25 protein-coding genes and 2 tRNA genes are annotated in these 23,158 nt (G+C 51.4%); 11 read left to right on the top strand and 16 right to left on the bottom strand.

The window, feature by feature from the left end:
* Positions 1-25 precede the first annotated feature (25 nt).
* Positions 26-1,309 carry an acetyl-CoA hydrolase/transferase family protein gene (locus tag CWI69_RS10670; RefSeq protein ID WP_126764200.1) on the bottom strand — a complete coding sequence of 428 codons (1,284 nt, stop codon included), beginning with the start codon at positions 1,307-1,309 and terminating at the stop codon, positions 26-28.
* Positions 1,310-1,369: 60 nt separating this feature from the next.
* Here CWI69_RS10670 and CWI69_RS10665 point away from each other — a divergent pair, with 60 nt between their 5' ends.
* The 4 genes from CWI69_RS10665 (at position 1,370) to dgcN (ending at position 4,194) form a co-directional block, all read left to right on the top strand.
* Positions 1,370-1,741, top strand: a complete 372-nt coding sequence (locus CWI69_RS10665) for a DUF423 domain-containing protein (RefSeq protein ID WP_126764198.1) — start codon at positions 1,370-1,372, stop codon at positions 1,739-1,741.
* A gap of 12 nt (positions 1,742-1,753) precedes the next feature.
* Positions 1,754-2,143 (top strand): Lcl C-terminal domain-containing protein, encoded by a 390-nt coding sequence (locus tag CWI69_RS10660; RefSeq protein ID WP_126764196.1) that lies wholly within the window; start codon positions 1,754-1,756, stop codon positions 2,141-2,143.
* A 60-nt stretch (positions 2,144-2,203) separates the two neighbouring features.
* Entirely contained in the window at positions 2,204-3,094 is an 891-nt protein-coding gene (locus CWI69_RS10655; RefSeq protein WP_126764195.1) for a LysR family transcriptional regulator, read from the top strand.
* Between the two features lie 95 nt (positions 3,095-3,189).
* Positions 3,190-4,194 (top strand): N-acetyltransferase DgcN, encoded by a 1,005-nt coding sequence (gene dgcN, locus CWI69_RS10650; RefSeq protein WP_126764194.1) that lies wholly within the window; start codon positions 3,190-3,192, stop codon positions 4,192-4,194.
* Positions 4,195-4,223: 29 nt separating this feature from the next.
* On the opposite strand, the gene CWI69_RS10645 is transcribed toward dgcN, so the two are convergent.
* The 3 genes from CWI69_RS10645 to orn all read right to left on the bottom strand — a co-directional run bounded on the left by CWI69_RS10645 (position 4,224) and on the right by orn (position 5,033).
* Positions 4,224-4,298 (bottom strand) — tRNA-Gly (locus tag CWI69_RS10645).
* A gap of 28 nt (positions 4,299-4,326) precedes the next feature.
* Positions 4,327-4,401, bottom strand: a tRNA-Gly gene (locus CWI69_RS10640).
* A gap of 77 nt (positions 4,402-4,478) precedes the next feature.
* Positions 4,479-5,033, bottom strand: a complete 555-nt coding sequence (orn, locus tag CWI69_RS10635; protein ID WP_126764192.1) for an oligoribonuclease — start codon at positions 5,031-5,033, stop codon at positions 4,479-4,481.
* A 113-nt stretch (positions 5,034-5,146) separates the two neighbouring features.
* On the opposite strand from orn, the gene rsgA reads away from it, so the two are divergent.
* The 3 genes from rsgA to CWI69_RS10620 are packed head-to-tail and all read left to right on the top strand — an operon-like array spanning position 5,147 to position 7,811.
* Positions 5,147-6,211: a small ribosomal subunit biogenesis GTPase RsgA gene (gene rsgA / locus CWI69_RS10630; RefSeq protein ID WP_126764190.1), complete on the top strand. Its 1,065-nt coding sequence runs from the start codon at positions 5,147-5,149 to the stop codon at positions 6,209-6,211.
* Positions 6,208-7,077 carry an archaetidylserine decarboxylase gene (gene asd / locus CWI69_RS10625; protein ID WP_126764188.1) on the top strand — a complete coding sequence of 290 codons (870 nt, stop codon included), beginning with the start codon at positions 6,208-6,210 and terminating at the stop codon, positions 7,075-7,077. The genes rsgA and asd overlap by 4 nt, the downstream gene beginning before the upstream one ends.
* Before the next feature lie 5 nt (positions 7,078-7,082).
* Complete coding sequence (locus CWI69_RS10620; RefSeq protein ID WP_126764187.1) at positions 7,083-7,811, top strand: glycerophosphodiester phosphodiesterase; 729 nt, start codon at positions 7,083-7,085, stop codon at positions 7,809-7,811.
* Here CWI69_RS10620 and CWI69_RS10615 read toward each other — a convergent pair.
* The 4 genes from CWI69_RS10615 to nudC form a co-directional block, all read right to left on the bottom strand.
* Entirely contained in the window at positions 7,808-10,915 is a 3,108-nt protein-coding gene (locus tag CWI69_RS10615; protein ID WP_126764185.1) for an efflux RND transporter permease subunit, read from the bottom strand. The genes CWI69_RS10620 and CWI69_RS10615 overlap by 4 nt on opposite strands.
* A gap of 2 nt (positions 10,916-10,917) precedes the next feature.
* A complete protein-coding gene (locus tag CWI69_RS10610; protein ID WP_126764184.1) occupies positions 10,918-11,973 on the bottom strand; it encodes an efflux RND transporter periplasmic adaptor subunit in 1,056 nt (351 codons plus the stop codon).
* 109 nt (positions 11,974-12,082) lie between these two features.
* Complete coding sequence (gene hemE, locus CWI69_RS10605) at positions 12,083-13,147, bottom strand: uroporphyrinogen decarboxylase (protein ID WP_126764182.1); 1,065 nt, start codon at positions 13,145-13,147, stop codon at positions 12,083-12,085.
* A gap of 70 nt (positions 13,148-13,217) precedes the next feature.
* Positions 13,218-14,039 carry an NAD(+) diphosphatase gene (nudC, locus tag CWI69_RS10600; RefSeq protein ID WP_126764181.1) on the bottom strand — a complete coding sequence of 274 codons (822 nt, stop codon included), beginning with the start codon at positions 14,037-14,039 and terminating at the stop codon, positions 13,218-13,220.
* Positions 14,040-14,127: 88 nt separating this feature from the next.
* On the opposite strand from nudC, the gene rsd reads away from it, so the two are divergent.
* On the top strand, positions 14,128-14,598 hold the full coding sequence (gene rsd, locus CWI69_RS10595; protein WP_126764180.1) for a sigma D regulator: 471 nt from the start codon (positions 14,128-14,130) through the stop codon (positions 14,596-14,598).
* 205 nt (positions 14,599-14,803) lie between these two features.
* Here rsd and CWI69_RS10590 read toward each other — a convergent pair whose 3' ends face one another.
* The gene (locus CWI69_RS10590) at positions 14,804-15,232 is read right to left on the bottom strand and encodes a hypothetical protein (RefSeq protein ID WP_126764179.1); all 429 of its coding nucleotides are present in this window, start codon (positions 15,230-15,232) and stop codon (positions 14,804-14,806) included.
* Complete coding sequence (locus tag CWI69_RS10585) at positions 15,233-15,871, bottom strand: RHS domain-containing protein (protein WP_126764178.1); 639 nt, start codon at positions 15,869-15,871, stop codon at positions 15,233-15,235.
* A gap of 146 nt (positions 15,872-16,017) precedes the next feature.
* On the opposite strand from CWI69_RS10585, the gene CWI69_RS10580 reads away from it, so the two are divergent.
* Positions 16,018-16,413: a hypothetical protein gene (locus CWI69_RS10580; protein WP_126764176.1), complete on the top strand. Its 396-nt coding sequence runs from the start codon at positions 16,018-16,020 to the stop codon at positions 16,411-16,413.
* Between the two features lie 257 nt (positions 16,414-16,670).
* On the opposite strand, the gene CWI69_RS10575 is transcribed toward CWI69_RS10580, so the two are convergent.
* Together CWI69_RS10575 and fkpA are read right to left on the bottom strand one after the other, a co-directional pair.
* Positions 16,671-17,081, bottom strand: coding sequence for a hypothetical protein (locus CWI69_RS10575; protein ID WP_126764174.1), 411 nt, complete (start codon positions 17,079-17,081; stop codon positions 16,671-16,673).
* Positions 17,082-17,225: 144 nt separating this feature from the next.
* Complete coding sequence (gene fkpA / locus CWI69_RS10570) at positions 17,226-18,017, bottom strand: FKBP-type peptidyl-prolyl cis-trans isomerase (protein WP_126764173.1); 792 nt, start codon at positions 18,015-18,017, stop codon at positions 17,226-17,228.
* Positions 18,018-18,104: 87 nt separating this feature from the next.
* Between fkpA and CWI69_RS10565 the strand changes: the two genes are divergently transcribed.
* Both CWI69_RS10565 and CWI69_RS10560 read left to right on the top strand, forming a co-directional pair.
* A complete protein-coding gene (locus CWI69_RS10565; protein WP_126764172.1) occupies positions 18,105-18,341 on the top strand; it encodes a SlyX family protein in 237 nt (78 codons plus the stop codon).
* An 87-nt stretch (positions 18,342-18,428) separates the two neighbouring features.
* Complete coding sequence (locus tag CWI69_RS10560; protein WP_126764171.1) at positions 18,429-19,322, top strand: phosphoribulokinase; 894 nt, start codon at positions 18,429-18,431, stop codon at positions 19,320-19,322.
* Between the two features lie 10 nt (positions 19,323-19,332).
* Here the strand turns inward: CWI69_RS10560 and CWI69_RS10555 are convergent, their stop codons facing one another.
* Genes CWI69_RS10555 through astA form a run of 4 tightly spaced genes read right to left on the bottom strand, consistent with a single transcriptional unit; the run spans position 19,333 to position 23,151 of the window.
* A complete protein-coding gene (locus tag CWI69_RS10555; protein ID WP_126764170.1) occupies positions 19,333-20,199 on the bottom strand; it encodes a 23S rRNA (adenine(2030)-N(6))-methyltransferase RlmJ in 867 nt (288 codons plus the stop codon).
* Entirely contained in the window at positions 20,200-20,604 is a 405-nt protein-coding gene (locus tag CWI69_RS10550) for an OsmC family protein (protein ID WP_126764267.1), read from the bottom strand.
* Positions 20,605-20,619: 15 nt separating this feature from the next.
* Positions 20,620-22,104, bottom strand: a complete 1,485-nt coding sequence (gene astD / locus CWI69_RS10545) for a succinylglutamate-semialdehyde dehydrogenase (protein WP_126764169.1) — start codon at positions 22,102-22,104, stop codon at positions 20,620-20,622.
* A gap of 27 nt (positions 22,105-22,131) precedes the next feature.
* The gene (gene astA / locus CWI69_RS10540) at positions 22,132-23,151 is read right to left on the bottom strand and encodes an arginine N-succinyltransferase (protein ID WP_126764168.1); all 1,020 of its coding nucleotides are present in this window, start codon (positions 23,149-23,151) and stop codon (positions 22,132-22,134) included.
* Positions 23,152-23,158 lie beyond the last annotated feature (7 nt).

The following is a 23,158-nucleotide window of genomic DNA, read 5'->3' as shown; positions in this document are numbered from 1 at the left end:
TACCCCCTAAAGAGTAGCGACAAAACTAAATAGTTAGACGCAGCCCCCAATCGTCACGCGCTTCCCGGGCCAGCTGTTCGCGAAATTGCGGGGCGGCAATATGGATAAGCGCTTCGGCGCGCTCGCTGAGACTGCGGGCACGCAGATTTGCCACGCCATATTCGGTCACTACATAATGCACGTGCGCACGCGTCGTCACGACACCGGCCCCAGGCGCGAGCATGGATGAAATGCGCGAAATCTTTCCTCCCGCAGCAGTTGCGGGTAAGGCAATAACTGAACGCCCGCCTTCAGATAAACTGGCCCCCCGGACAAAGTCCATCTGCCCACCAACGCCAGAGTAAACCCGTGTGCCAATCGAATCGGCACAAACCTGCCCGGTCAGATCGACCTGCAACGCACTGTTAATCGCCATCACCTGCTTGTTCTGACGAATCACCGAGGTGTCGTTGGTGTACTCAACATCAAGAAACGCAACCTGCGGATTATCGTCAACGAAGTCATAAAGTTGCTGACTGCCCATGGCAAAGGTTGTCACAATCCGTCCCCGATGTTTACGCTTGCGCGAATTATTGATCACACCACTTGCCACTAGCGGCAATACACCGTCGGAAAACATCTCCGTATGAATCCCCAGATCACGATGATTGCCAAGGCAACCCAAAGTGGCATCGGGTATCGCGCCAATCCCCATTTGCAGGCAATCGCCATCATTGATGAGTTCGGCCACACGTTCGCCAATGCGCAACGTTGTCTTACTTTGTTGCGGACGTTGGTGCAATGGCATGTCAGCAGTGAACTCAAAGAAACGATCAATGCGGGACATGGAAACAAAGGAATCGCCATGGGTACGCGGCATTTTTGGATTTACCCAGGCAATAACTTTTTTAGCGACTTGCAGTGCCGCCCGGGTCGCTTCCACAGAAATACCGAGGCTACAATTGCCATGGGCGTCGGGTGGCGAAACCTGAATAAGGACAGCGTCTAAGGGTTGTTCGCCTGAGCGGAAAAGCTTCGGGATCTCCGACAGGAAAATCGGCACATAATCGGCAAGGCCCTCGTTTACTGCTTCCCGCGTCGATTTCCCGACGAAAAATGCCCGTTGCCGCAAATGCCCGGCGAGCGCGGGGTCACCCAATAACTCGCTATGCTCCGTGTGTAGCTGCAATAACGTCATATTGCGGCGTTGCGGTGCTATCTCTGCCAGCCCCTCCAGCAGCTTGTAGGGGGTGGCTGCCATTGACTGACACCAGATGACATCGTTATCCGATAAAATACTTAGGGCTTCGGCCGCTGTTGCTACACGCATTTTGACTCCTTTTGCGGTACATTAAGATTTCGTTCATCAGAATTCATGAGTAAGGATAGTATGAAGTTATTCGCAATGTTAGGCGCAATCAATATGGCGCTTGGGGTAATTCTTGGCGCATTTGGGGCACATAGTTTAAAAGGCAAACTGAGTCCGGAAATGCTTGCGGTGTTCCAAACCGGAGTACAGTACCAGATTTATCATGCGCTGGGTTTGTTGCTGGTCGCGGCGCTGTTACTTCCGTATCCGCAGGCAACCGGATTGCGTACCGGTGGCTGGTTGTTGCTGGCCGGTATTATTCTGTTCTCAGGTAGCCTCTATCTGCTGGCATTAACCGGAGCCAAATTCTTTGGTCCAGTCACACCAATTGGTGGGGTTTGCTTTATTATCGGCTGGATCTGGATCTTCTGGGCCATGCTAAAAGAGTTCTGAGGTCATTGTCTGATGCTGATTGCATTGATGTTTCGCACATTACTCGCTGCGACTCAGCCTGGGCTGACATGGCACCCGTGTCTGCTCGGTCAGACGTTAACGGCTAACGAATGTACCGGCGAAGCGCAACAGTGGCAGTGGAACCAGGCCAAGCTCGCCATCGGCCAGCTCGACGCCGAGGCAAACTGGCGCCTGCCAACGGTGCAGGAGCTGAAGCGCTACCTAAACAGTAACGAAGCGCCCTTACCCATAAACGGACCCGTGAACAGTGAGTGGTTACTTACCTCTTCGGTAATGCGCCATGGCGACGAACTACTGGTCGCTGCCGTACACTATGAATCAGGGAAAGTTGAGTACCTGTCGGTTCGCGACCATGGCTTAGTGGTTCTTGTTCACGATTAAAAACGATGCAAGAATGACAGTATCTTAGCTTGCCGACTGGATGGTTTTCACCACCATATTATGCGCTTACGCCACATTGAAGTTTTTCATGCAATTTATACGACCGGATCCGTGACGGCGGCAGCGCAACTGCTGCATATTTCCCAGCCCGCGGTATCTAAAGCTTTAGGGCATGCGGAACAACAACTTGGTTTTGCCCTGTTTAAACGCGAAAAAGGTAAGTTGCTTCCCACCGATGAAGCGTTGGCGTTGTTTCCCGCGGTGGAACAGGTTTATCGCCAGTTGCACAGCGTTAAGGCGCTTGCACAAAATATTCAGCGTCATGATGAGGGCCTGATCGATTTAGCCATTACGCCAGCGCTGGGCTTTAACGTTATCCCGGTCGCCATTGCCCGCTTTAATCAGCACTACCCTAAGGTGCGTTTTCGGCTGCAAACGATCCACAATGATGAAGCCATGCAGGCCCTGGTTGAGCGTGACTGTGAACTTGCGTTGCTCTATGCCTCGCCGAGTTATCCAAACGTTGAAGCTATCGAACTTGGCAGCACTGAAATAAAGGTGCTTTACCCGCGTGATACCTTCGCCAGCCAGCCCCAGTCGTTGACCTATGCCGACCTCTCCACGCAGTCGTTGATTGCCATCTGGGATAGTGGGCCTATCGGTCAGTTGCTCTGGCAACAGCTCAATCAGGCCGGGGTTGATACCGCATCGATAATTCAGGTCGATACCTATTACATTGCCGCGCGCATGGTCGCCCAAGGCCTGGGCTGCTGTACTATCGATGCGATTTCGGCGCAGGGCAACCCGGATGAACGTATAGCCACAGCGTCCCTGAAACCACCACTTGAGGTGCCAATACGCGCGCTGCATCTGGCCGCTAAACCACTATCGAAACTTAGCCAGGCATTTTTGCCTTTCGTACAGAGCGCCTTACTCGAGCAGCAGTCATAACCTCAGGTTATACCGGTCCTTCTCTTATTCACTGTTGTTTTGCGGTCAATTTCTTATCCTATGGCGGACATTAACCACCTATTCAAGGAATCCAGATGACGCCGCTAAAAGCACCCTACTTACTATTCATTGGTGATGCGAACGATCCCCTTAGCATTAAAATGGCTCGTAGCGCGGCGGACTGGAGCCCGGAAAAATGTATTGGCGAATTGCGTCTGCCGGGCTGTACCGTGACGACCGGTTGTCCGGCAATGACAATTGAAGAAGCCAAGGCTGCCGGGGCGAAAAGCTTTGTGTTGGGTTTTGCCAACAGCGGTGGTTATATTGATGAAGCCTGGTTGCCCATGATTCACCAGGCCATCGCCGCCGGTATGGATATTATTAGTGGCCTTCACGACCGGCTGCGGGATATTCCTGAACTGGTCAGCGCGGCCGAGGCCAATGGTTGCGAGTTATTCGATATCCGCCATCCGCGCAAGCGGCTGCGCACGGGTAAAGGCTATCGCCGCACCGGCAAACGGTTACTTACCGTGGGCACCGACTGCTCCGTAGGCAAAATGTACACCAGTTTAGCGATTACCCGCGAGCTGCAGCGTCGGGAACTCGACGTCAGCTTCCGCGCGACGGGGCAAAGCGGCATTTTGGTGGCCGGCGATGGTGTTGCGGTGGACTGTGTTATCGCTGATTTTATCGCTGGTGCAATTGAAGATTTGGCGCCAGACAATGCACCGGATCACTGGGACATTATTGAAGGACAGGGGTCACTTTCCCATCCTGCATTTGCCGGGGTAAGCCTGGGCTTGTTGCACGGGTCACAACCGGACGCGCTCGTGGTCTGCCACGCATTGGGACGCTCGAGTATGCGCGCTATCCTGGATCGCCCGCTACCAAGCCTGGAAGAAACCATAGCTCTTAATGAACAAATGGCGCGGATGACGAACCCCAATGCCAAAGTCATAGGTATTGCAGTGAATACTTCTGCGGTCGACGAGGAAGGCGCCATGACCTACTGCCGCGAAGTGGAACAGCGACTTGGTTTACCATGCGTCGATCCAATTCGTCACGGCGTTGTGCGACTGATCGATCAGCTGGGGCTTTAACAAAAAGTAAGAGGATAGTTAATTAAACTTGGAGCGGGAAACGAGATTCGAACTCGCGACCCCAACCTTGGCAAGGTTGTGCTCTACCACTGAGCTATTCCCGCATCAAGAAAGGTATTCGAAGGTGAAGTTTGGAGCGGGAAACGAGATTCGAACTCGCGACCCCAACCTTGGCAAGGTTGTGCTCTACCACTGAGCTATTCCCGCTTAAACTTCTGTCATCAAATGCGATGACGGAGCCGAATTTTACTGAATTCGGCAGGCTTTGCAACCGCTTTTTCGGCTTATTCTACTTGAATGTCGAAAAAGTGCGCACGGTAATGCTGTAATTCATCTATCGACTCACGAATATCCGCGAGCGCCGTATGTGCCCCTTGCTTTATCACGCCCGCCGCAATGTCCGGAGCCCAATATTTGGCGAGCTGTTTCACCGTACTGACATCCAGATTACGGTAGTGGAAAAATGCCTCAAGTTTGGGCATGTGACGGGCAAGAAAGCGCCGGTCCTGACAGATGCTGTTGCCGCACATAGGTGAACTCTGCGGGGTGCACCAGTTGGCGAGAAATTCGAGGGTCTGTTGTTCCGCTGCAGCTTCATCCTGCATGCTCGCCTTCACCCGTTCGACAAGTCCTGAACCAGTATGGGTACGGACATTCCAGTCATCCATTAGATCAAGGTGGGTCTGCGGCTGATGCACTGCAATCACCGGGCCTTCCGCCAGTATGTTGAGGTGCTGATCGGTGATAATGGTTGCCACTTCAATAATGAAATCGCGGTCCGGCTCCAGGCCAGTCATCTCTAAATCGATCCAAATCAGTCGATCTGCAGTTGCGGTCATGGTCTACCCTCTGGTTAAAACTATTAGCGCCCATTGTGCGTAATTCAGGCGGAGTTGCAAAGAATATTGTATCATTAGCAGCAATTGACGTTCCCAACCAAGTTAGGAGCCTTGTGGGTAAACATCGAAAGTTAAATAAAGGGCAGTTACGCCGCGTTCGCGCCAACCAGCAAAAACGGTTGCAGCAAAACGATCTCGAACAAGAGCTCGATGATGCAAGTTTAGGTGGTGCGGAGTCCGGCATCATTGTTGCGCGGTTCGGGCAGCACGCCATAGTGGCAAATGATGAACAACAAAACTTCCGTTGTAACATCCGTCGTGGCATCGAAAGTCTGGTGTGTGGCGATGAAGTGGTATGGCGCCGTTTCACCGGCCAAAGCGCAAACACTGAACAAGGTGTTATCGAGGCGGTACAGCCGCGCCGCTCGCTACTGAGTCGCCCTGATTATTATGACGGGGTGAAGCCAGTTGCCTCCAATATCGATCAGATCCTGATCATTTCCAGCGTATTACCAGCCTTTTCAACGCAAATTATCGACCGTTACCTGGTTGCCTGCGAAGACATTGATATCACCCCGGTCATTGTGCTCAACAAAGCCGACTTGCTGACCGACATCGAGCCCGCACAGCGCGAGGAAATTGAAGCTGCACTGACCATGTATAAAGACATCGGTTACGAGGTCCTTAGTGTAAGTGCAAAAACCAACGGTGGCCTCACCGACATAAAAACCTTGTTACAAAATCAGGTTTCTATCGTCGTCGGCCAGTCCGGGGTGGGGAAATCATCGCTGGTTAATGCGCTCCTGCCTGACATCGACGCCGATGTCGGTGACGTTTCCAGTAACTCCGGGTTAGGTCAACATACGACCACTGTTGCTACCCGCTACCCCTTACCAGACGGCGGTTTCCTTATCGACTCGCCAGGCATTCGCGAGTTTGCCCTCTGGCATTTAGATGAGACCCGCGTCGCCTGGTGCTTTATCGATTTCCGGCCGTTTTTGGGTCAGTGTAAGTTCCGCGATTGCCGGCATCAGCCGCAGGATCCAGGCTGCGCATTACAACAGGCGGTGGAAGCAGGTGATCTGCATCCACTTCGGTTGTACAATTTCCACAAAATCATAGAGTCGATGGCGAGCAGCAAACCGTCACGCGCAATACCTCGAGGTAGTAAGAAGTGAATTGGGACGATGTAAAAATTAAAGTGCAGTACTTAACGCCTAAGCATGCTTTGTCGCGCTTAGTCGGAGCTTTTGCGGCTGCCCGCGCCGGGTGGTTTACACAACTCTTTATCCGCTGGTTTATCCGGCAATATAAAGTCGATATGAGCGAGGCAATACATGAGAGCCCCAGCCATTATAAGACTTTTAATGACTTTTTTACCCGCTACCTCAAGCCGGAGTCACGTCCGCTGCAGGCAAGCGAAGCACATCAATTCGCCCATCCGGTCGATGGCGCAATCAGTCAGTTAGGTGACATCAAGGACGGTCGCATTTTTCAGGCCAAAGGCCACGATTACAGCCTGACCGAACTACTGGGCGGCGATCCGCGTGATGCCCATGCATTTAAAAACGGTGAATTTGCCACCATTTATTTAGCACCCAAAGACTACCACCGCATCCACATGCCGTGCGATGGTGTGCTGCGTAAAATGATCTATGTGCCTGGTGATTTATTTTCGGTAAATCCTTTAACTGCCGCCAATGTGCCTAACTTATTCGCTCGTAATGAACGCGTGGTTGCGATTTTTGATGGTGAGTTCGGTAAATTCGCGATGGTGCTGGTCGGCGCTACGATCGTTGCCAGTATCGGCACCGTCTGGGCCGGCACAGTGACCCCGCCAACCGGTAAGCATGTGCATAGCTGGGACTACCCGGCCAGCGGTGATCAGGCGATTCGCCTGGCGAAAGGTGAAGAAATGGGACACTTTAAGCTGGGTTCAACGGTGGTACTCACGTTCCCTGAAGACACCATTGATTTTGATGACGATCTTGGTCCCCTATCTGTCACCCGTATGGGACAGGTGCTCGGGGAACGAGACGACTAGCGCTTATGCTGATTATCGCTCATCGCGGCGCGAGTTTTGAAGCCCCAGAGAATACCCTGACGGCCTTCGGTCGCGCCCTGGACGCGGGCGCCGATGGTATTGAACTCGATGTTTATCCGCTGCAGGATGAGTGGATTGTATTCCACGACAGGTACTTGGCACGACTCACTGCACATCCCGGCCGCTTGCAAGATCTGACCTTAGAGCAAGTACGCAAACTAAAGGTTTTCGGTCAGCAACCGGTGCCGACGCTGGATGAGGCGCTGGCGTTCATCGCCGGGCGCTGCATGGTGAATATCGAATTGAAAGGAGCCGACATTGCCCGCGGTTTGACCAAGCACTTACGCTTTGCCCGCGCTGAACTTGGCTATAGCCGTGAACAACTGTTGGTGTCGAGCTTTAACCACCATTGGTTACGCCAGCTTAAGGAAGATCACCCGCAACAACTCATCGGCGCGCTCACCACCTCATGTCCGTTAAGTTACGCGGCTTTCGCCAGTGAACTCCAGGCCTGGTCCGTGCATATTGATGTCGACTTCGTCACGCCTGAGTTCGTCGCCGACGCCCATGCCCGCGGTTTGCAGGTGTTTGTGTTTACGGTAGATGAACCCGAAGATATGCGCGATCTTCACACAATGGGCGTCGACGGTATCTTTACCAACCATCCAAGCGTTGCCCGTAACGTCCTCCAAGGGCTGCAGGTGCAGCCCTCAGAGACCTGGCACATCGACTAATCGTTGTCGCTCTGGTGCTTAGGAAAACGTTGCTGAAGCTCGTCCAATTCATGACTCAGCGCCATCGGCGATGTGGTATTACGTGCCAGCACCGAGTACAGCGACGGGATCACAAAAATCGTCAGGAAGGCTGAGAACGCAACCCCACAGAAAATCACCGTACCAATGACCATACGGCTTTCAGCACCCGGGCCTGTGCCCAGGATGAGCGGAACCGCGCTCATTAAGGTGGTAAATGCGGTCATCACGATGGGCCGCAAGCGCTGCTGCGAAGCGCGGATCAGTGCTTCATCAAAGTCATGCCCGGCATCACGCAACTGGTTCGCGAATTCCACGATAAGAATACCGTTTTTGGCCGCTAACCCAATCAGCATGACGATACCTATCTGGCTGTAGATATTGAGCGTGAGATCGGTGAAGTACAAACCAAAAGCCGCCCCCAGAATCGCGATTGGCACCATCAACATAATAACCAGCGGGTGAATGAAGCTCTCAAACTGAGCCGCAAGCACCAGGTAAGCGATGACAAGGGCCAGCGCGAAGACAAATATCACTGAGCTACCGCTTTCCTGATACAGCTGTGACTCACCTTTGTAATCAATCGACACATCATCAGGCAGTTTCTCTGCGACAATATTCTCTAAAAACGCCAGCGCATCGCCCAGTGAATACCCCTCGGCTAAGTTGGCTTCGATGGTAATACTGCGCATCCGGTTGTAGCGGTTAAGCTGACCCGAGGTAGCCCGCTCTTCAATGGTCACCAGGTTCGCCAACGGAATTAACTCACCACTACTATTTGAGCGCACGTAAATCTGGTCGATGGCGGTCGGATCACGGTAATCCGCGCGTTCACCTTCCAGTATCACATCGTACTCTTCACCACGGTCCAGGTAGGTGGTCACGCGCCGCTCGCCCAACATGGTTTCGAGGGTACGGCCAATATCGCCGACCGACACACCCATATCGGCAGCACGGGTCTGATCGATCTGGATCAGTAACTGCGGCAGGGTTTGTTTAAAGTCGCTGTCAAGCTCCAGTAAATTCGGATTCTTGCTTGCTTCCTCAATCACGATGTCCCGATAAGCGGCAAGCTGATCATAGGTATTCCCCTGCAGGACGAATTGTACCGGTCGCCCGCTGCCGCCGGAGATGCCACTACGCATAAAGGCAAAGGCCCGCACCCCACTGACCTGATTGAGTTTGGCACTGACTTCGTCCATCAGCTCGAAAGTACTCCATTCACGGTCGTCAAACGGCACCGCGCCAACAATGGCAATACCTGCCGAGTTACCCCAACCCGGCGAACGGACTAAGAGACGGTCAATCTTGCCTTCATCCAGATAAGGTAAGAGCAAGGCTTCGATCTCGCGCATATGCTCGGCGTTGGACTCGAAACTCGCACCTTCGGCGCTGCGCACCATGACAAAGAAGGTGCCACGGTCTTCTGGCGGCACAAATTCCTGCGGTACCAGCTTCAGCATGTTGTAAGACACAAGTGTCGCAAGTATCACCAACACCACCGCCAGCCATGGGTAGGCCAGAGTACGTTTTAAAACACGTCCATACCCTTCTTCAACCCAGTTAAAGAAGCGATCCATGCCGCGCCCAAAACGACTGGTGCGTTCACGGCGGCGCAGGATCTTCGAGCTCAACATGGGCGACAAGGTTAACGCAGCAATACTCGAACAGAGCACCGCGGCGGCAATCGCCAGCGCAAATTCAGTGAAGAGCTGACCGATATTGCCGTCCAGGAATGCCAGGGGCACGAACACCGCAATTAACACCAGGGTGGTCGCTACCACAGCAAAACCAACTTCGCGCGCACCCCGGTACGCGGCTAATAAGGGTGGCTCGCCCGCTTCCACACGCCGGTAGATATTCTCCAGCACCACGATCGAGTCATCCACTACCAGGCCTATTGCCAGCACTAACGCCAACAAGGTCAGCAAGTTCACGGAGAATCCCATGGCAAAGAGCGCTATGTAGGAGGCAATGATCGCTACCGGCACCGTCAGCGCCGGGATCAGGGTGGCGCGAATATTGCCAAGGAATAGGTAGATAACCACCACCACCAGTCCCATGGCGATACCGAGGGTATTGTAGACTTCATCAATCGAACCTTTAATGAAGATCGACGAATCGTAACTCGGCACAATGATCATCGATTCCGGCAAGGTCTGCTGGATGGTTTCGATTTCGCGCCGGACACTCTCCACCACTTCAAGGGTGTTCGCTTTTGATTGTTTAATGACACCAATACCAATCATATTGATGCCATTACCGCGGAATTCAGTTTTGTCGTCTTCCGAGCCCATCTCGATCCGCGCAACTTCACCAAGGCGCACCAATTGGCCGCTGTCACCACGCTTTATAGCGAGTAATCTGAAATCGTCGGGGTTGAGATAAGTTCGCGCCACGCGGACGGTAAACTCCCGATCAACGGATTCGACTTCACCAGCAGGTAACTCGACGTTCTCGGAACGTAAGCGACTTTCGATATCGGCCACGGTAATATTTCGTGCCGCCATTGCATCGCGATCAAGCCAGACGCGCATGGCGTAACGGCGCTCACCACCAAGGTTCACCCGGGCCACACCGTCGACCACGGACAGCCGTTCGACAATATAGCGGTCCGCATAGTCGGTCAGTTCCAGAATACTGAGGTTTTCGCTGCGCAGGTTGTACCACACCACGGTGGTTTCATCGGAGTTAGCCTTCGACACCTCGGGTGGGTCGACCTGCTCAGGCAAGTTATCCACCACCCGCGACACCCGATCACGCACATCGTTGGCGGCAGAATCCACATCGCGACTCAGGTTAAAATCGATGGTGATGCGCGAGCGACCGTTGCGGCTGCTGGAGCTTATGTTTTTGATGCCCTCGATACCGCTGATCCGGTCTTCGATAGGCTGGGTGATCTGGGTTTCAACGATCTCTGCTGATGCACCCGGGTAGCTGGTATCAATGGATACCACTGGCGGATCAATATCGGGGTATTCGCGCAACGGTAGCATGGTAAAACAGACAATACCGAAGACGATCAGTAACAGGTTGATGACGGTCGCAAATACCGGACGTTTTACGGAGACATCGGAGAGCAACATGATTAGCTCTCCTTAATGGTAACTTCGATGCCATCGCGCATGCGCACGATGCCGTCAGTTACAATCTGTTCGCCAGGTTCAAGACCGTCAATAACTTCCACAACACCCGGCTGACGACGACCGATGGTAATCTGGCGCTCTCTGGCGATATTATCTTCGCCAACAACATACACAAAGTGCCGGGTATCCAGTGGTACCACTGCGCGCTCGGGCAGCAGCATAACGCTATCAACACTACGCAGTAGCTCGACCCGCAGCAGCATGCCCGGACGCAACAACAGGTTCTTGTTAGGAACTTCGGCGCGCACTAAAATTGAGCGTGTCAGCGGATCCACCCGCGAATCAATACTACGAATGATGCCCTGAAACTCGCGTCCCGGGTAAGCACCGCTTAGCGCAGTAATCGTCTGATCAATGGCCAGGCTGGCGAACACTAGTTCCGGTACACTGAAATCCAGTTTGATCGGGGTAATATCGTCGAGGGTGGTGATCTCTTGTCCCGGCGCCACCAGCGAGCCCACGCTGATCTGACGAATACCTAAACGGCCGTCAAATGGCGCGACGATGCGTTTTTGCGCAAGCTGGGTTTCAGCGACTTCCAGTAATGCCACAATTTCTTTAACCACGACATCTTGAGTTTCAAGCTGCTGCTGTGAGGCGGCGTTCTGGCGGGCCAGGTCCTGTAACCGTTGGTATTGGCGTTTCGCTTCCGCCAGGCGGAATTTCAGCTCCTGTACGCGGGCTTGTTCTTCGCGCGCATCAAGTTCAACCAGTAAATCACCCGCTGACACGGTCTGACCATCACTAAAATGAACCGCGATCACTTTTTCCTGGGTTTGCGCAGTGATCACCACCGACTCATTCGCCTGAGCAGTACCAATAGCTGCAATAATATCGCGAAAAGGTTTAATCTCAGCCGCACTCACTTTAACAGGAACGGCTTCTTGCGCTCGCTGCTCTTCAATAACTGCTTCATGAATGAAGATGAAATAAGCCGCCGCTAATGCCAACAGTGCGACGATTAAGGAAACCGGATTAAAAAATTTTGCCACCGCCATCTACTCCCCGACGTGCTTTGAAGGAATTCTAAGACTATGGCGTTATTGTACAGTGACACGACCCGGCGGCAGCCCCGCTTACCGCCGATTCGTTGAGGTTTACCGCAAATTAGCGGTGATAGGCAGGGCTAAGCTTATGCACGGCTTCAATAAATGCCGCTGCGTGGTCTGGATCGACTTGCGGGTGAATACCGTGTCCAAGGTTAAATACATGCCCGTGGCCATGGCCATAGCTTGCCAGAATGGTTGCCACTTCTTCTTCAATTCGTGCTGGCGAGGCATACAGCATGCTTGGGTCCATATTGCCCTGTAAGGCGACTTTGTCCTGTACTAATTTGCGCGCATCGGCAAGATCTGTGGTCCAATCGACGCCCAAAGCATCAGCACCGGTTTTGGCCATTTCGTCCAACCAGGGGCCAGCATTTTTGGTAAACAAGGTGACAGGTACACGACGCCCTTCGTTTTCCCGCGTCAGCCCATCCACAATCTGTTGCATGTAGCGCAGCGAGAATTCACGGTAATCGCGTGGGCTCAGCACGCCGCCCCAGGTATCGAAAACCATAACGGCTTGCGCACCCGCAGCAATCTGCGCATTCAAATAACTTGTGACCGACTGCGCCAACGTATCCAGTAACTTATGCATTGCCTGTGGTTCAGCAAACATCAATTTCTTCACTTCGCTGAAGTTTTTGGTGCTGCCACCTTCGACCATGTAGGTCGCCAATGTCCACGGGCTGCCGGAAAAACCGATCAGTGGCACTGAACCTTTCAGCTCGCGACGAATAGTACGCACAGCATTCATCACATAACCGAGCTCTTGCTCAGGGTCAGGCACGCCAAGCTTATTGATTGCGGCAAGATCGCGCACCGGACGCTCAAATTTCGGGCCTTCTCCGGCTTCAAAATAGAGGCCAAGCCCCATCGCATCTGGAATGGTCAGAATGTCTGAAAACAAAATCGCGGCATCCAGCGGGAATCGGCGCAGCGGCTGCATGGTGACCTCACATGCCAGCTCCGGATTCTTGCATAGCGTCATAAAGTCGCCAGCTTCTTTACGGATCTCACGATACTCAGGCAAATATCTGCCTGCCTGGCGCATCATCCAAATCGGGGTGCGCTCTGTCGGCTCTCGCAACAATGCACGTAAATAGAGATCATTCTGCAAAGTACTCATTCGCTTGTACTACCCATGTTTAACTTTAAAGATTCGGCCGGTCAAAAATTGCGACGCTATTCTATCAGTCTCAGGTCTCAGATTCTTGCTCTATTTGCGCTTTTACGGTTTCGATCAAGCGATTCGCGATGGTACCTGGCAGGGGGATATCCGGTAATTCATCAAATCCATACCAGGCACCGTCTTCCAGTTCAAATGGATCAAAGTGCAGGTCGCCACTTTCCCACTCTGCGGTAAAGCCCATCATGAGCGAATTAGGGAATGGCCACGGCTGACTACAGACATACTGAACGTTTTTAACTTTGATGCCTGACTCTTCCATTACTTCCCTTGCCAGCGTCTGTTCAAGAGTTTCGCCTGACTCAACAAAGCCTGCCAGTACCGAATAGAGTCCGGGTCGATGTCGTTCACCGCGGGCCAGTAGAATTTTCTTACCTTTGCGAATGGCGACGATAATACACGGCGAAATACGCGGGTAGCAGCGATGCTTACAGGTGTGGCATTGCATCGCCAGTTCCCAGTCAACCGCTTGCATGCGGGCACCACAGCGACCACAAAACCGATGCGTGGAAACAAACTCCGTGATTTGCTTTGCCCGTGACGCCATCGAAAACATTTCTTCATCGTGTTTTTCGATCAAGGGGCGCAGCGACTGGAACTCGCCAAGCGCGGCAAAGGCATCATCACCATAATCGGCCAGCACCAGGTAGCAACTGCGCTCGCGCACTTCACCCAGCCAGATAATTTGGTACTCATCCAGGGTAGGCAAGGGTAATTCTTCAGCGCGCCCGTGGGGAGGCTGATGATCATCATCAAGAACAATCTCACCACCGGCACAAATAAACCACCATGCCGGCTCGTCAGCAGAAGGACGTTGATAAGGTTTTGTCATAATGGCATTTTATCTATATGGTAAAAACTATTGACCTAAGCTTAGCATCATCGGAAGATTGACACTACGCATAGAAGGAGAGGTAAGCATGCTGAAGCGACAAGAACAAGCCAAACAACGTTGGGGCGGAGCCCACCAGGCGATCGATACCTGGTTACAGGAACGCCAACTTCTGCTCATCGAATATTTCAAACTTGCTGGCTTGCCACCCTATGACAAAGAAAAGTCAGCGCTCCCAGCGGTGGAAGATATACGCAACTTTTGCGGGTTGCTCGTGGATTACGTTTCCGCAGGTCACTTCGAGATTTACGACCAGATCATCGCAAACTGTGGCGATAAGCCCGCTGAAACACAAGAACTTGCCGCTGAGCTTTTCCCTCTGATCAGCGAAACTACCGAGGTCGCCCTCGCCTTCCACGACCAATACGGTAATAGTGTCGATGATACGAACTTCGATGACTTTGACCGTCATTTATCTGGCCTCGCAGAAGCACTGGAACTGCGGATGGAGTTTGAAGATCGCCTCTTGCACGCCCTGGAACAGCATCGATTACTCTAGCGACAAGGGCGTGACGGCCAACCTGTTTTGATTCCCTTTCTGCAACTTTTAGCAAACACGGTGCTGTAACTCCCCGCAGCATCGTAGCTAAGCGCTACCGTATCGTCAGGGCCGTTCGCCACTTTGACCATTCAAAAAGTGCCAGTCGGTGCACACGGTTGTCACCGCCATAGGTCCAAGTGTTGGTCTCTTTTTGAAAAGCCCGTTACATCTCCTTTTCATCCTTGGCATTTATAAAACTCCTCAAATCACTTATTTGTAAACGCTTAGGACAGAGCTCAAGCTGTCCATCAGGGTGGTAGGCGATATCGATCTCAACACGATAATCCTTATTTAACGGTAAACATCCAACGGAGAGATAGCGCTGCTCCCACAATTCAACGCTTAACTTAGATACCGAAACAAGGCTATCTTGGACCGTCGAGTATATGGAAACGCTTGAAATTACATTGCTTAGCAACTTTCCGTCTCGCTTAAAAGTTGGTGTTTCAATTTCCACAATTGAGCACATCGCTCGATAGCCTTCACCCAAAGCTCCGACGCGCACCTCCACACCTTCAAGATGAGTCTGCGCTGGCAAGGCGTGTGACATAGAGACCAAGCATAGCGTCAAAACAGGCAATAATAGTTTCAATTAATTTCCTCCATTCTGAGGCCTAAATGTCACCCACTCACCATCACTTTGCAGTCCTTGCCAACCATTTGTATTCATTAGGTAAGGAACTGATGGAGCCGTTACAGGTTGATTTAGCTGGTTTGCTAACTTTTGTGCAAATGAGCTCGTCCCTTTTGAACCCGTTTCGCAAGAGTGAAGCTTTACAGGTTGTTTACCATCGTAACCCTGCTTTTCCATCATGTCCGCAAGCTCACTCGGCGTTACGCGATTCCCATACTGGTTGAACATACTCGTTGGAATGCTAGAGTTCACAACACTACGGTCAAAGCTTTGCAAGTCTGCCTCCCAAACGACTGCTTTCGTGTCATCGGTTACTTTATGCGGGCGACCTAAGTGGTCGTTGTGCACAAAATACAATTCATTGGCGTCATACCAGTTTTCGTAATAAAACCCTGATGAGCGTGTCAGCCGGCGTACACGATTGTCACCGCCATAGGTCCAAGTGTTGGTTTCTTTTTCCATTTGATTCCCGGCGTTGTCGTGGCTCCATAATGCGTTATATCTGCCACTGGTTCCGATGCGGTGGCCGGTCAATTGGTTGCTGTCTGCATCCACCGCTACTATAACCTTGATCAAGAACCAAGCTCCCTGCGTCATGATTGAACTCAGTGCTCAACGTTCGCCGTTGTCTTTTTGCCATTGAACACTTCTTCATTAGGGATAATACTACCACCTAAAAGGATGTTCGGGTTTCGTCTGCCACTACATAACTTAGTTAACGCACATTAAAGACAAGGGAAGCTATGACTAAGCATTTTCAAACTACGGTACTTATAACAGCAGCGCTATACACGGCTTTCTTCTTCATGCCGTATATGTGGTCACATATTTACGCTGAAGAAGTGGTTTATATTCTATCGGCCTCTGGTTCAGGCGGAATGCTCGAATCAAACAATCCATTTCCATATGTTTATTCAACGTTGTATGTATTGAGCCTTCTTGGGCTTTATACATATAGGAAATTAGCTAAGTGGTTATTCAGCATTATTATTGCCTTTAATCTACTTATTAGTCCATATGTACTGGGATTCAGCGTTTCGATATATCTAGATATGTCAATTGGGTATTTACTTACTCTTTTTGAAGGAGCATTAATATTGATGCTCTTTAGTGATGAAATTAACAGCAAGCTTAAGTAAAAGAAGCTCTCTTTGAGAGCTAACTCACAATACTTTCAACAATTAACGCAAATAGAGCCAATTTTTTTATAAGCATCGCTAGTTACCTTTCCCCACATAAGCATACCAGTTCATGCCATCTTTGTAGCCGATGGGGTCGGTTTGCTTAAACCGGCCAGGTTCCGGCCCTGGTGTAACTCGCGTACTCCGGCAGGCCATCTTAGCTGGCACTGAACTCTGAACACTACCCGCGCGAGCGAGGCTTTGAACTCAAAAAACTAACGCTTCCAATAAGGGTGTTCGATCAATGGAAACTTATCTTTTAAATGCCATGAGACACTGGCTAAATCTATATCAGATAGTGTCGTATACTCATGTTCTTCATCGTATTCCTTCAATATACTCTCAGCATATGCAGTCAGATACAGTTTTTCATTTTGGTTGAATCGCTTGGCCTTATTAAGCTTACCCATCGCCATATTCAAAAACTTTGATGCTAGCTGTTTCTGATGCGTACTATATTCTATAAAGCCTCTTAAAAGACAGTATTCAATATTGGGATGAACCCCTATCGACTCCATCTTAACGAGCAGCTTTTTCGACTCATCGTAATCTCTTTGCTTGGCTGAATCTATTGCTGCCAACCATAACCTTGAGCCTTTAAAAGCCAAATATACTCTTTTAAACATCAATCATCCCCTGCGGAAATCCTTACGGTACTTCTAGCACCCTCAACAATTTGTTGAGTAGTTGTTTTGACCTCTGCCTTGCCTTCCAAAAAAAAAGCGCCGGTGAACGGCGCTTTTCTATACTTTCTTAAGGAAGCTTAAGGCTTAGCCCTGTGCTTCGACGTCTGCAGCTGCTTCAGGCGCAGCTTCAGTTGCTGGCTTGTCTTTTACGTCAAGCAGCTCAACTTCGAAGATGAGCGTTGATTTCGGTGGAATTGTGCCGCCACCGACTTCACGGTCACCGTAAGCTAATTCAGGTGGGATAACGAAGCGGTACTTGTCACCTACGCTCATTAACTGCACACCTTCGGTCCAGCCTGGGATCACTCGGTTGAGTGGGAATACTGCTGGTTCACCGCGCTCGACAGAGCTGTCAAAGACGGTTCCGTCAACGAGGGTTCCCTCGTAATGAACTTCAACAATATCGTCGGCTGCAGGCTGCTTACCACCTTCAGCGCCTTCGCTCAGCACTTCGTACTGCAGGCCTGATTCGGTCACCATAACGCCTTCTTTCTCGGCATTTTCAGCTCGATAAGCTTCACCAGTTGCTTGCGCTTCAGCACCCAAATTGGCTGCTTTTTTCTCGGTGAATTGCTTTTGCATGTCCGTAAGTAATTGCTGCTGTTCTTCTTCGGTTAACTTCGATTCAGCTTTCAGCGAATCAACAAACCCAGCAATAACTTGGTTACGGTCAAGCACGAACTCCATTTTCTCTTGCTCATCCAGGTTACTGTTCACAAAAGTACCCACTGACGCACCCAGAGCATAAGCCATTTTCGCCTGCTCTTCTGTTGGTGCTTTTTCAGAAACAGGATAGGCTTCCTGCTTTTGTTGAGTACAACCGCTAATCGCGATAGCAACAAGGCTAAGCGCTAAAGTCTTTTTTAAATAGCTCATTCACTTACTCCATGATTGAATTCTTGCGTCTAACAAGGTCTAATTTGTCGCGATCACTATACTACACATAAACAGGTGCATTTGCCTATGGCTGAACAGCATGAGAGTGAACTGCAAACGCGCGTTGCCGATTTAGAAAGTCGGTTAGCGTTTCAAGATGACACGATTGAAACTCTCAATCAATTGGTCACCGTACAATCTGAACAACTGCAACTTATGCAGCATAAATTGCAACTGCTTGGGCAGCGCCTGCAACAGCTGCAGGAGCGCAGTGACGATAACGACAATAACGACCCTACGGCCGATGTGCCGCCCCATTATTAATCGCCCGGTGGAGCCAGGAATTCGAGCTTAACTTGACCGCTGTTAGCTGACCCCGTATAACATTCATTCAACTTTAACGGAGTCAGCATGTCGGTCAAACATCCAATTATTGCGGTTACCGGCTCATCAGGAGCAGGCACCACCACCACCAGCCAGGCGTTGCGGCATATCTTCCGTTCGCAGGAAATCACTGCGGCCTGTGTTGAAGGTGACAGCTTCCACCTGTACTCGCGCCCCGAAATGGACGTTGCTATCCGTAAAGCACAGGAGCAGGGCCGTCATATCAGTTACTTCGGGCCGGAAGCGAATGACTTTAATCGGTTAGAGGCGTTATTTCGCGAATATGGCTCGAGTGGTAAAGGTGAAGTTCGGCGGTATTTACACAACTTTGATGATGCCGTGCCCTATCACCAGATGCCAGGTACCTTCACGCCCTGGGAGCCGGTGCAGGATGATACCGACTTGCTGTTTTATGAAGGCCTGCATGGTGGCGTAAAAACGACCGACCATGACGTTGCTAAGTACGTCGATTTGCTGATTGGCATGGTTCCAATCGTCAACTTAGAATGGATTCAGAAGCTGCTCCGCGACACTGCCGAGCGAGGTCATAGTCGCGAGGCGGTAACGCAAAGCATTGTGCGTAGTATGGAAGATTACATCCATCACATCGTGCCGCAATTTTCGCGTACCCATATTAACTTCCAACGAGTGCCTACCGTAGATACCTCGAACCCGTTCAGCGCGAAAGACATTCCGTCGCTAGACGAGAGCTTCGTCGTAATCCGTTTTCGCGGCATGCGTAACGTCAATTTCCCCTACTATCTGCAAATGATCGATGGCTCATTTATGTCGCGCATGAATACCCTGGTGGTACCGGGCGGCAAAATGGTATTTGCGATGGAGTTGATTCTGGCACCGCTGATTGAAGAGATGATGTTCGCCAAATTACACGGCGGCAAGCCAGGCTGGCTGAAGAGTTAACTTTGAAGAACTAGTCTTCTTCGCCCACCAGCCAGTGACTTTGCCATTCGGCACCGCGCTCTTGTTTGAGCAAAGGGGTCAGGAAGTTCATGATGGTCGGCAACTGTTGCACCACGCCATAAGGTGGATTAATAAACAGCATGCCGCAACCGTTTAAACGGCTCGAGTCTTGCGCACCGCGAATCAATAAATCAACAGCCATAGCTTTGCTGACCTGCGGCAAGTCAGCAACCGCCTGTTGAAACTCACTGGCCACCACGGGATCCTTAATCGGATACCACACCACATAAGTTCCGTTCGCCCAGCGTTTGGTACCGTCGGCCAGCGCATTAATCACCTGCTCAAACTCGTCCGGCTGTTCAAAGGGTGGGTCGATCAAGACCATGCCCCGCTTGATAGGTGGCGGGGTCAGCGCTTTTAATGCAGCGAAGCCATTACGACCGCCAGCAACGGTAATGCGTTGGCTCCGGGGGAAATCCTGTACAACATTCTCGGCCAGAAGCTGTGCATCTTCAGGGTGAAGTTCGCACAACGTCAGCTGGTCCTGCTCACGTAACTGCAACGCCGCCAAATAGGGCGAGCCCGGGTACCAGCGGCAGCTGTCCTCCGGCAGGTTCAGATCACGTACCGCCTGCACGTAACCGCTAAGGGCTTCAGGTACATCCTCCGCCTGCAACAGGCGCTTGATGCCAAGTTCCCATTCCGCGGTTTTTTGCGCCTGCTCGCCCTGCAAATCGTACATACCGATTCCGGCATGCGTGTCCAATAACCAGAACGGCTTTTCCTTTTGCTGCAGATACGACAAACACGCCCATTGCAGAGCGTGTTTCATTACATCAGCAAAATTACCGGCATGATAACTATGGCGATAGTTCACTTAGTTGGCCTGCTCGATACTGTAACTGTGTGACATTTCGACAGCGGCTTCCAGCATCTTCGCTACCGAACAATACTTCTCCGCCGACAGTTGAACAGCGCGCTCGACGTGCTTTTCTGCAACATCTTTACCCGTCACCACAAAATGCAGGTGGATCTTAGTAAACACGGCCGGCACTGCATCAGCGCGCTCACCGTTGACTTCGCAGCGGCAGGCTGTCACCTGCTGCCGCGCTTTTTCCAGAATACTCACCACGTCTACGGATGAACAGGCTCCTGCCGCAGCAAGCACCAACTCCATGGGTGAGCCAGCAACGGCTTTATCGCCATCGAGCAGGACGTCGTGACCGGTTCCTGAGGTGGCCTTAAAGACCATGCCCTGTTGCCATTCCACTGTTGATTTCATTGCTGCTGCCATGACTTAACCCTCTTGCTTGTCGAAATGCAGACCAGGCAGTAATTTCTCTGGCATGTTGACCTTCTCGGCTTCGACAGAGGCGACCGGGTAAGCACAATAATCTGCCGCATAATAAGCACTTGCGCGGTGATTACCACTGGCACCAATACCACCAAATGGTGCGGCACTGCTTGCGCCGGTGATCGGTTTGTTCCAGTTGACGATGCCCGCACGGATACGTTTAAAGAAGTAACGATAGGTCTCTTCTTCATCACACAAAATACCGGCAGATAAGCCGAAGCTGGTGTTATTCGCTTCTTTAATGGCTTCATCAAGATCCGTGTAGCGGTAGACCTTCAACAACGGACCAAAATGCTCAATATCTGGCATGTCTTCAACGTTGGTCACGTCGATAATACCCGGAGTGACAAAGCCGAGGTGATGATCTTTTTGCTGCATACGCACCAAAACGCTACCGCCGACAGCGGCTAGATCGTTTTGCGCTTTGACCATTTCATTGGCGGCTTTGGCAGAAATCATCGCGCCCATAAATGGCTGCGGCTCTGCGGCATAGTCGCCGACTTCAATTTGCTTGGTCACTTCGAGTAAGCGTTCAAGAATGGCATCACCATTATCGCTGCGCTCGATAAACAAGCGGCGCGCGCAGGTGCAACGCTGGCCCGAGGTAATAAATGCCGACTGCACGATATCGTGAACTGCGCCATCGACATCGGCGACGTCTTTGACGATGAGCGGGTTATTGCCACCCATCTCTAACGCCAGAATTTTGTCCGGACGTCCGGCAAACTGCTTGTGCAGCACGTGGCCGGTGCCCGATGAACCGGTGAAGAACAAGCCATCAATCTGGCTATGAGCAGACAATGCTTTGCCGGTTTCCACGAGTCCCTGAACCAGGTTCAGTACGCCTTTTGGTAAGCCTGCCTGTTGCCATAGTTTGACAGTGTACTCAGCCACTTTTGGCGTCATCTCACTCGGCTTAAACACCACGGTGTTGCCGGCTAATAGCGAGGGGACAATGTGCCCGTTGGGCAAGTGCCCCGGGAAATTATACGGACCATAAACAGCTACAACACCATGCGCTTTATGGCGAATAAAAGCTTTACCAGCAGGCATTGGATTTTCAACGGTACCTGTGCGCTCATGGTAAGCGCGCTCGGAAATCGCAACTTTACCAATCATGGCACCAACCTCGGTCAAGGTTTCCCAGATCGGCTTGCCGGTTTCCTCGGCAATAATTTCAGCAAATTCCTGTTTATTCTCTTCAAGTAATTCAGAAAACTTTTTGCAAATCGCCAGACGCTCATCGAACTCACGATCGGTCCAGTCGATGAAAGCTGCACGCGCAGCCATTACCGCAGCGTCAACCTGTGCTTCTGAAGCACAACGGCCGGCCCATACGACTTCGTCACGAGCTGGGTTGATTGATTTAAATTCGTCACCTTCACCAGCGACCCATTCGCCGCCGATAAATAAATTTTGTTCTGACATAGTGTGTTCCTCGTAGTTTGAGTCCACTTACAACGCGACAAAGCGCGCATGATCCCCGTCTTGCAGGCGTAACTGGTCAGCCGTTTCGGGGGAGATAACAATATGATCGGGATGTTCTTGTATGGTGGCCCGTCCGGCGCGGAAATCCGCCACGCGTGTATTACACAAAATCACGTCAGCCGCGTTGTCGGATTGAACTTCAGCAATCCGAACCGCTTTCCGCTGACTTTCGCGGACACTTTTAATATTGGCCACTTCCACTTCAACCGTAGGTCCCGCATCAAAAATATCCACGTAACCACGGAAGCGGAAACCTTCACTTTCCAACATTCGTAATGCCGGCCGGGTGTTGTCATGCACCTTACCAATCACCGCTTGCGCTTCAGGTTCGAGCATTTTTACATACAGCGGAAATTGCGGCATTAACTCAGCCACAAAGGCTTTTTCGCCAATCCCCGTAAGATAATCAGCCTGGTCAAAGTCCATGTTGAAGAAATATTTCTCCAGCCAGCCCCAAAACGGCGATTCGCCATTATCGTTCGAAACACCGCGCATCTCGGCAATGGCGAACTGGCTGAAGCGTTCATGGAACTCCGCCATAAACAGCATGCGGAAACGCGAGAGTACGCGACCATTTTGATTTTTCCGGAACGGTTCGCGCAAAAACAGCGTGCACAACTCGCTGACCCCGGTGTAGTCATTACATAGGGTCAGCGTTTCTAATGCGTTGTAGACGTCAAGTCCTTTGGAGTGGTGGACGACCTTGCCAAGTCGGTAATGATAGAAGGCCTCAGTTAAACCCACAGCGGCTTCAATACCACTGCAACCAACGACTTCACCCGTTTCGGTATCTTCCATAACGAACAGGTAGCCTTCCTCACCCGGCTCGCTGACATGCTCACGCGCAAAAGCTTCCTGAGCACGCGCGATACGCCGGCGTAACAAGTCTTCATCAACGGGCAATGAGGTAAAGCCGTAGCCAGACTCCACTGCACAGTCGTAAAGCGCCGCATAATCCTGCGGCGTAATTGGACGTACTACTAACATATAGGCT

It is taken from the genome of Pseudidiomarina halophila (genome assembly GCF_003987215.1).
Lineage (GTDB): Bacteria > Pseudomonadota > Gammaproteobacteria > Enterobacterales > Alteromonadaceae > Pseudidiomarina > Pseudidiomarina halophila.
The sequence above is the reverse complement of the archived record's forward strand: the minus strand, read 5'-3'. Positions and strand labels throughout refer to the sequence as shown.

Coding starts and splice junctions, on each gene's coding strand:
- CWI69_RS10670 (WP_126764200.1), bottom strand. CDS start 1,309: ATGCGTGTAGCAACAGCGGCCGAAGCCCTAAGTATTTTATCGGATAAC.
- CWI69_RS10665 (WP_126764198.1), top strand. CDS start 1,370: ATGAAGTTATTCGCAATGTTAGGCGCAATCAATATGGCGCTTGGGGTA.
- CWI69_RS10660 (WP_126764196.1), top strand. CDS start 1,754: ATGCTGATTGCATTGATGTTTCGCACATTACTCGCTGCGACTCAGCCT.
- CWI69_RS10655 (WP_126764195.1), top strand. CDS start 2,204: ATGCGCTTACGCCACATTGAAGTTTTTCATGCAATTTATACGACCGGA.
- dgcN (WP_126764194.1), top strand. CDS start 3,190: ATGACGCCGCTAAAAGCACCCTACTTACTATTCATTGGTGATGCGAAC.
- orn (WP_126764192.1), bottom strand. CDS start 5,033: ATGACCGCAACTGCAGATCGACTGATTTGGATCGATTTAGAGATGACT.
- CWI69_RS10620 (WP_126764187.1), top strand. CDS start 7,083: ATGCTGATTATCGCTCATCGCGGCGCGAGTTTTGAAGCCCCAGAGAAT.
- CWI69_RS10615 (WP_126764185.1), bottom strand. CDS start 10,915: ATGTTGCTCTCCGATGTCTCCGTAAAACGTCCGGTATTTGCGACCGTC.
- CWI69_RS10610 (WP_126764184.1), bottom strand. CDS start 11,973: ATGGCGGTGGCAAAATTTTTTAATCCGGTTTCCTTAATCGTCGCACTG.
- hemE (WP_126764182.1), bottom strand. CDS start 13,147: ATGAGTACTTTGCAGAATGATCTCTATTTACGTGCATTGTTGCGAGAG.
- nudC (WP_126764181.1), bottom strand. CDS start 14,039: ATGACAAAACCTTATCAACGTCCTTCTGCTGACGAGCCGGCATGGTGG.
- rsd (WP_126764180.1), top strand. CDS start 14,128: ATGCTGAAGCGACAAGAACAAGCCAAACAACGTTGGGGCGGAGCCCAC.
- CWI69_RS10585 (WP_126764178.1), bottom strand. CDS start 15,871: ATGACGCAGGGAGCTTGGTTCTTGATCAAGGTTATAGTAGCGGTGGAT.
- CWI69_RS10580 (WP_126764176.1), top strand. CDS start 16,018: ATGACTAAGCATTTTCAAACTACGGTACTTATAACAGCAGCGCTATAC.
- CWI69_RS10575 (WP_126764174.1), bottom strand. CDS start 17,081: ATGTTTAAAAGAGTATATTTGGCTTTTAAAGGCTCAAGGTTATGGTTG.
- fkpA (WP_126764173.1), bottom strand. CDS start 18,017: ATGAGCTATTTAAAAAAGACTTTAGCGCTTAGCCTTGTTGCTATCGCG.
- CWI69_RS10565 (WP_126764172.1), top strand. CDS start 18,105: ATGGCTGAACAGCATGAGAGTGAACTGCAAACGCGCGTTGCCGATTTA.
- CWI69_RS10560 (WP_126764171.1), top strand. CDS start 18,429: ATGTCGGTCAAACATCCAATTATTGCGGTTACCGGCTCATCAGGAGCA.
- CWI69_RS10550 (WP_126764267.1), bottom strand. CDS start 20,604: ATGAAATCAACAGTGGAATGGCAACAGGGCATGGTCTTTAAGGCCACC.
- astD (WP_126764169.1), bottom strand. CDS start 22,104: ATGTCAGAACAAAATTTATTTATCGGCGGCGAATGGGTCGCTGGTGAA.
- astA (WP_126764168.1), bottom strand. CDS start 23,151: ATGTTAGTAGTACGTCCAATTACGCCGCAGGATTATGCGGCGCTTTAC.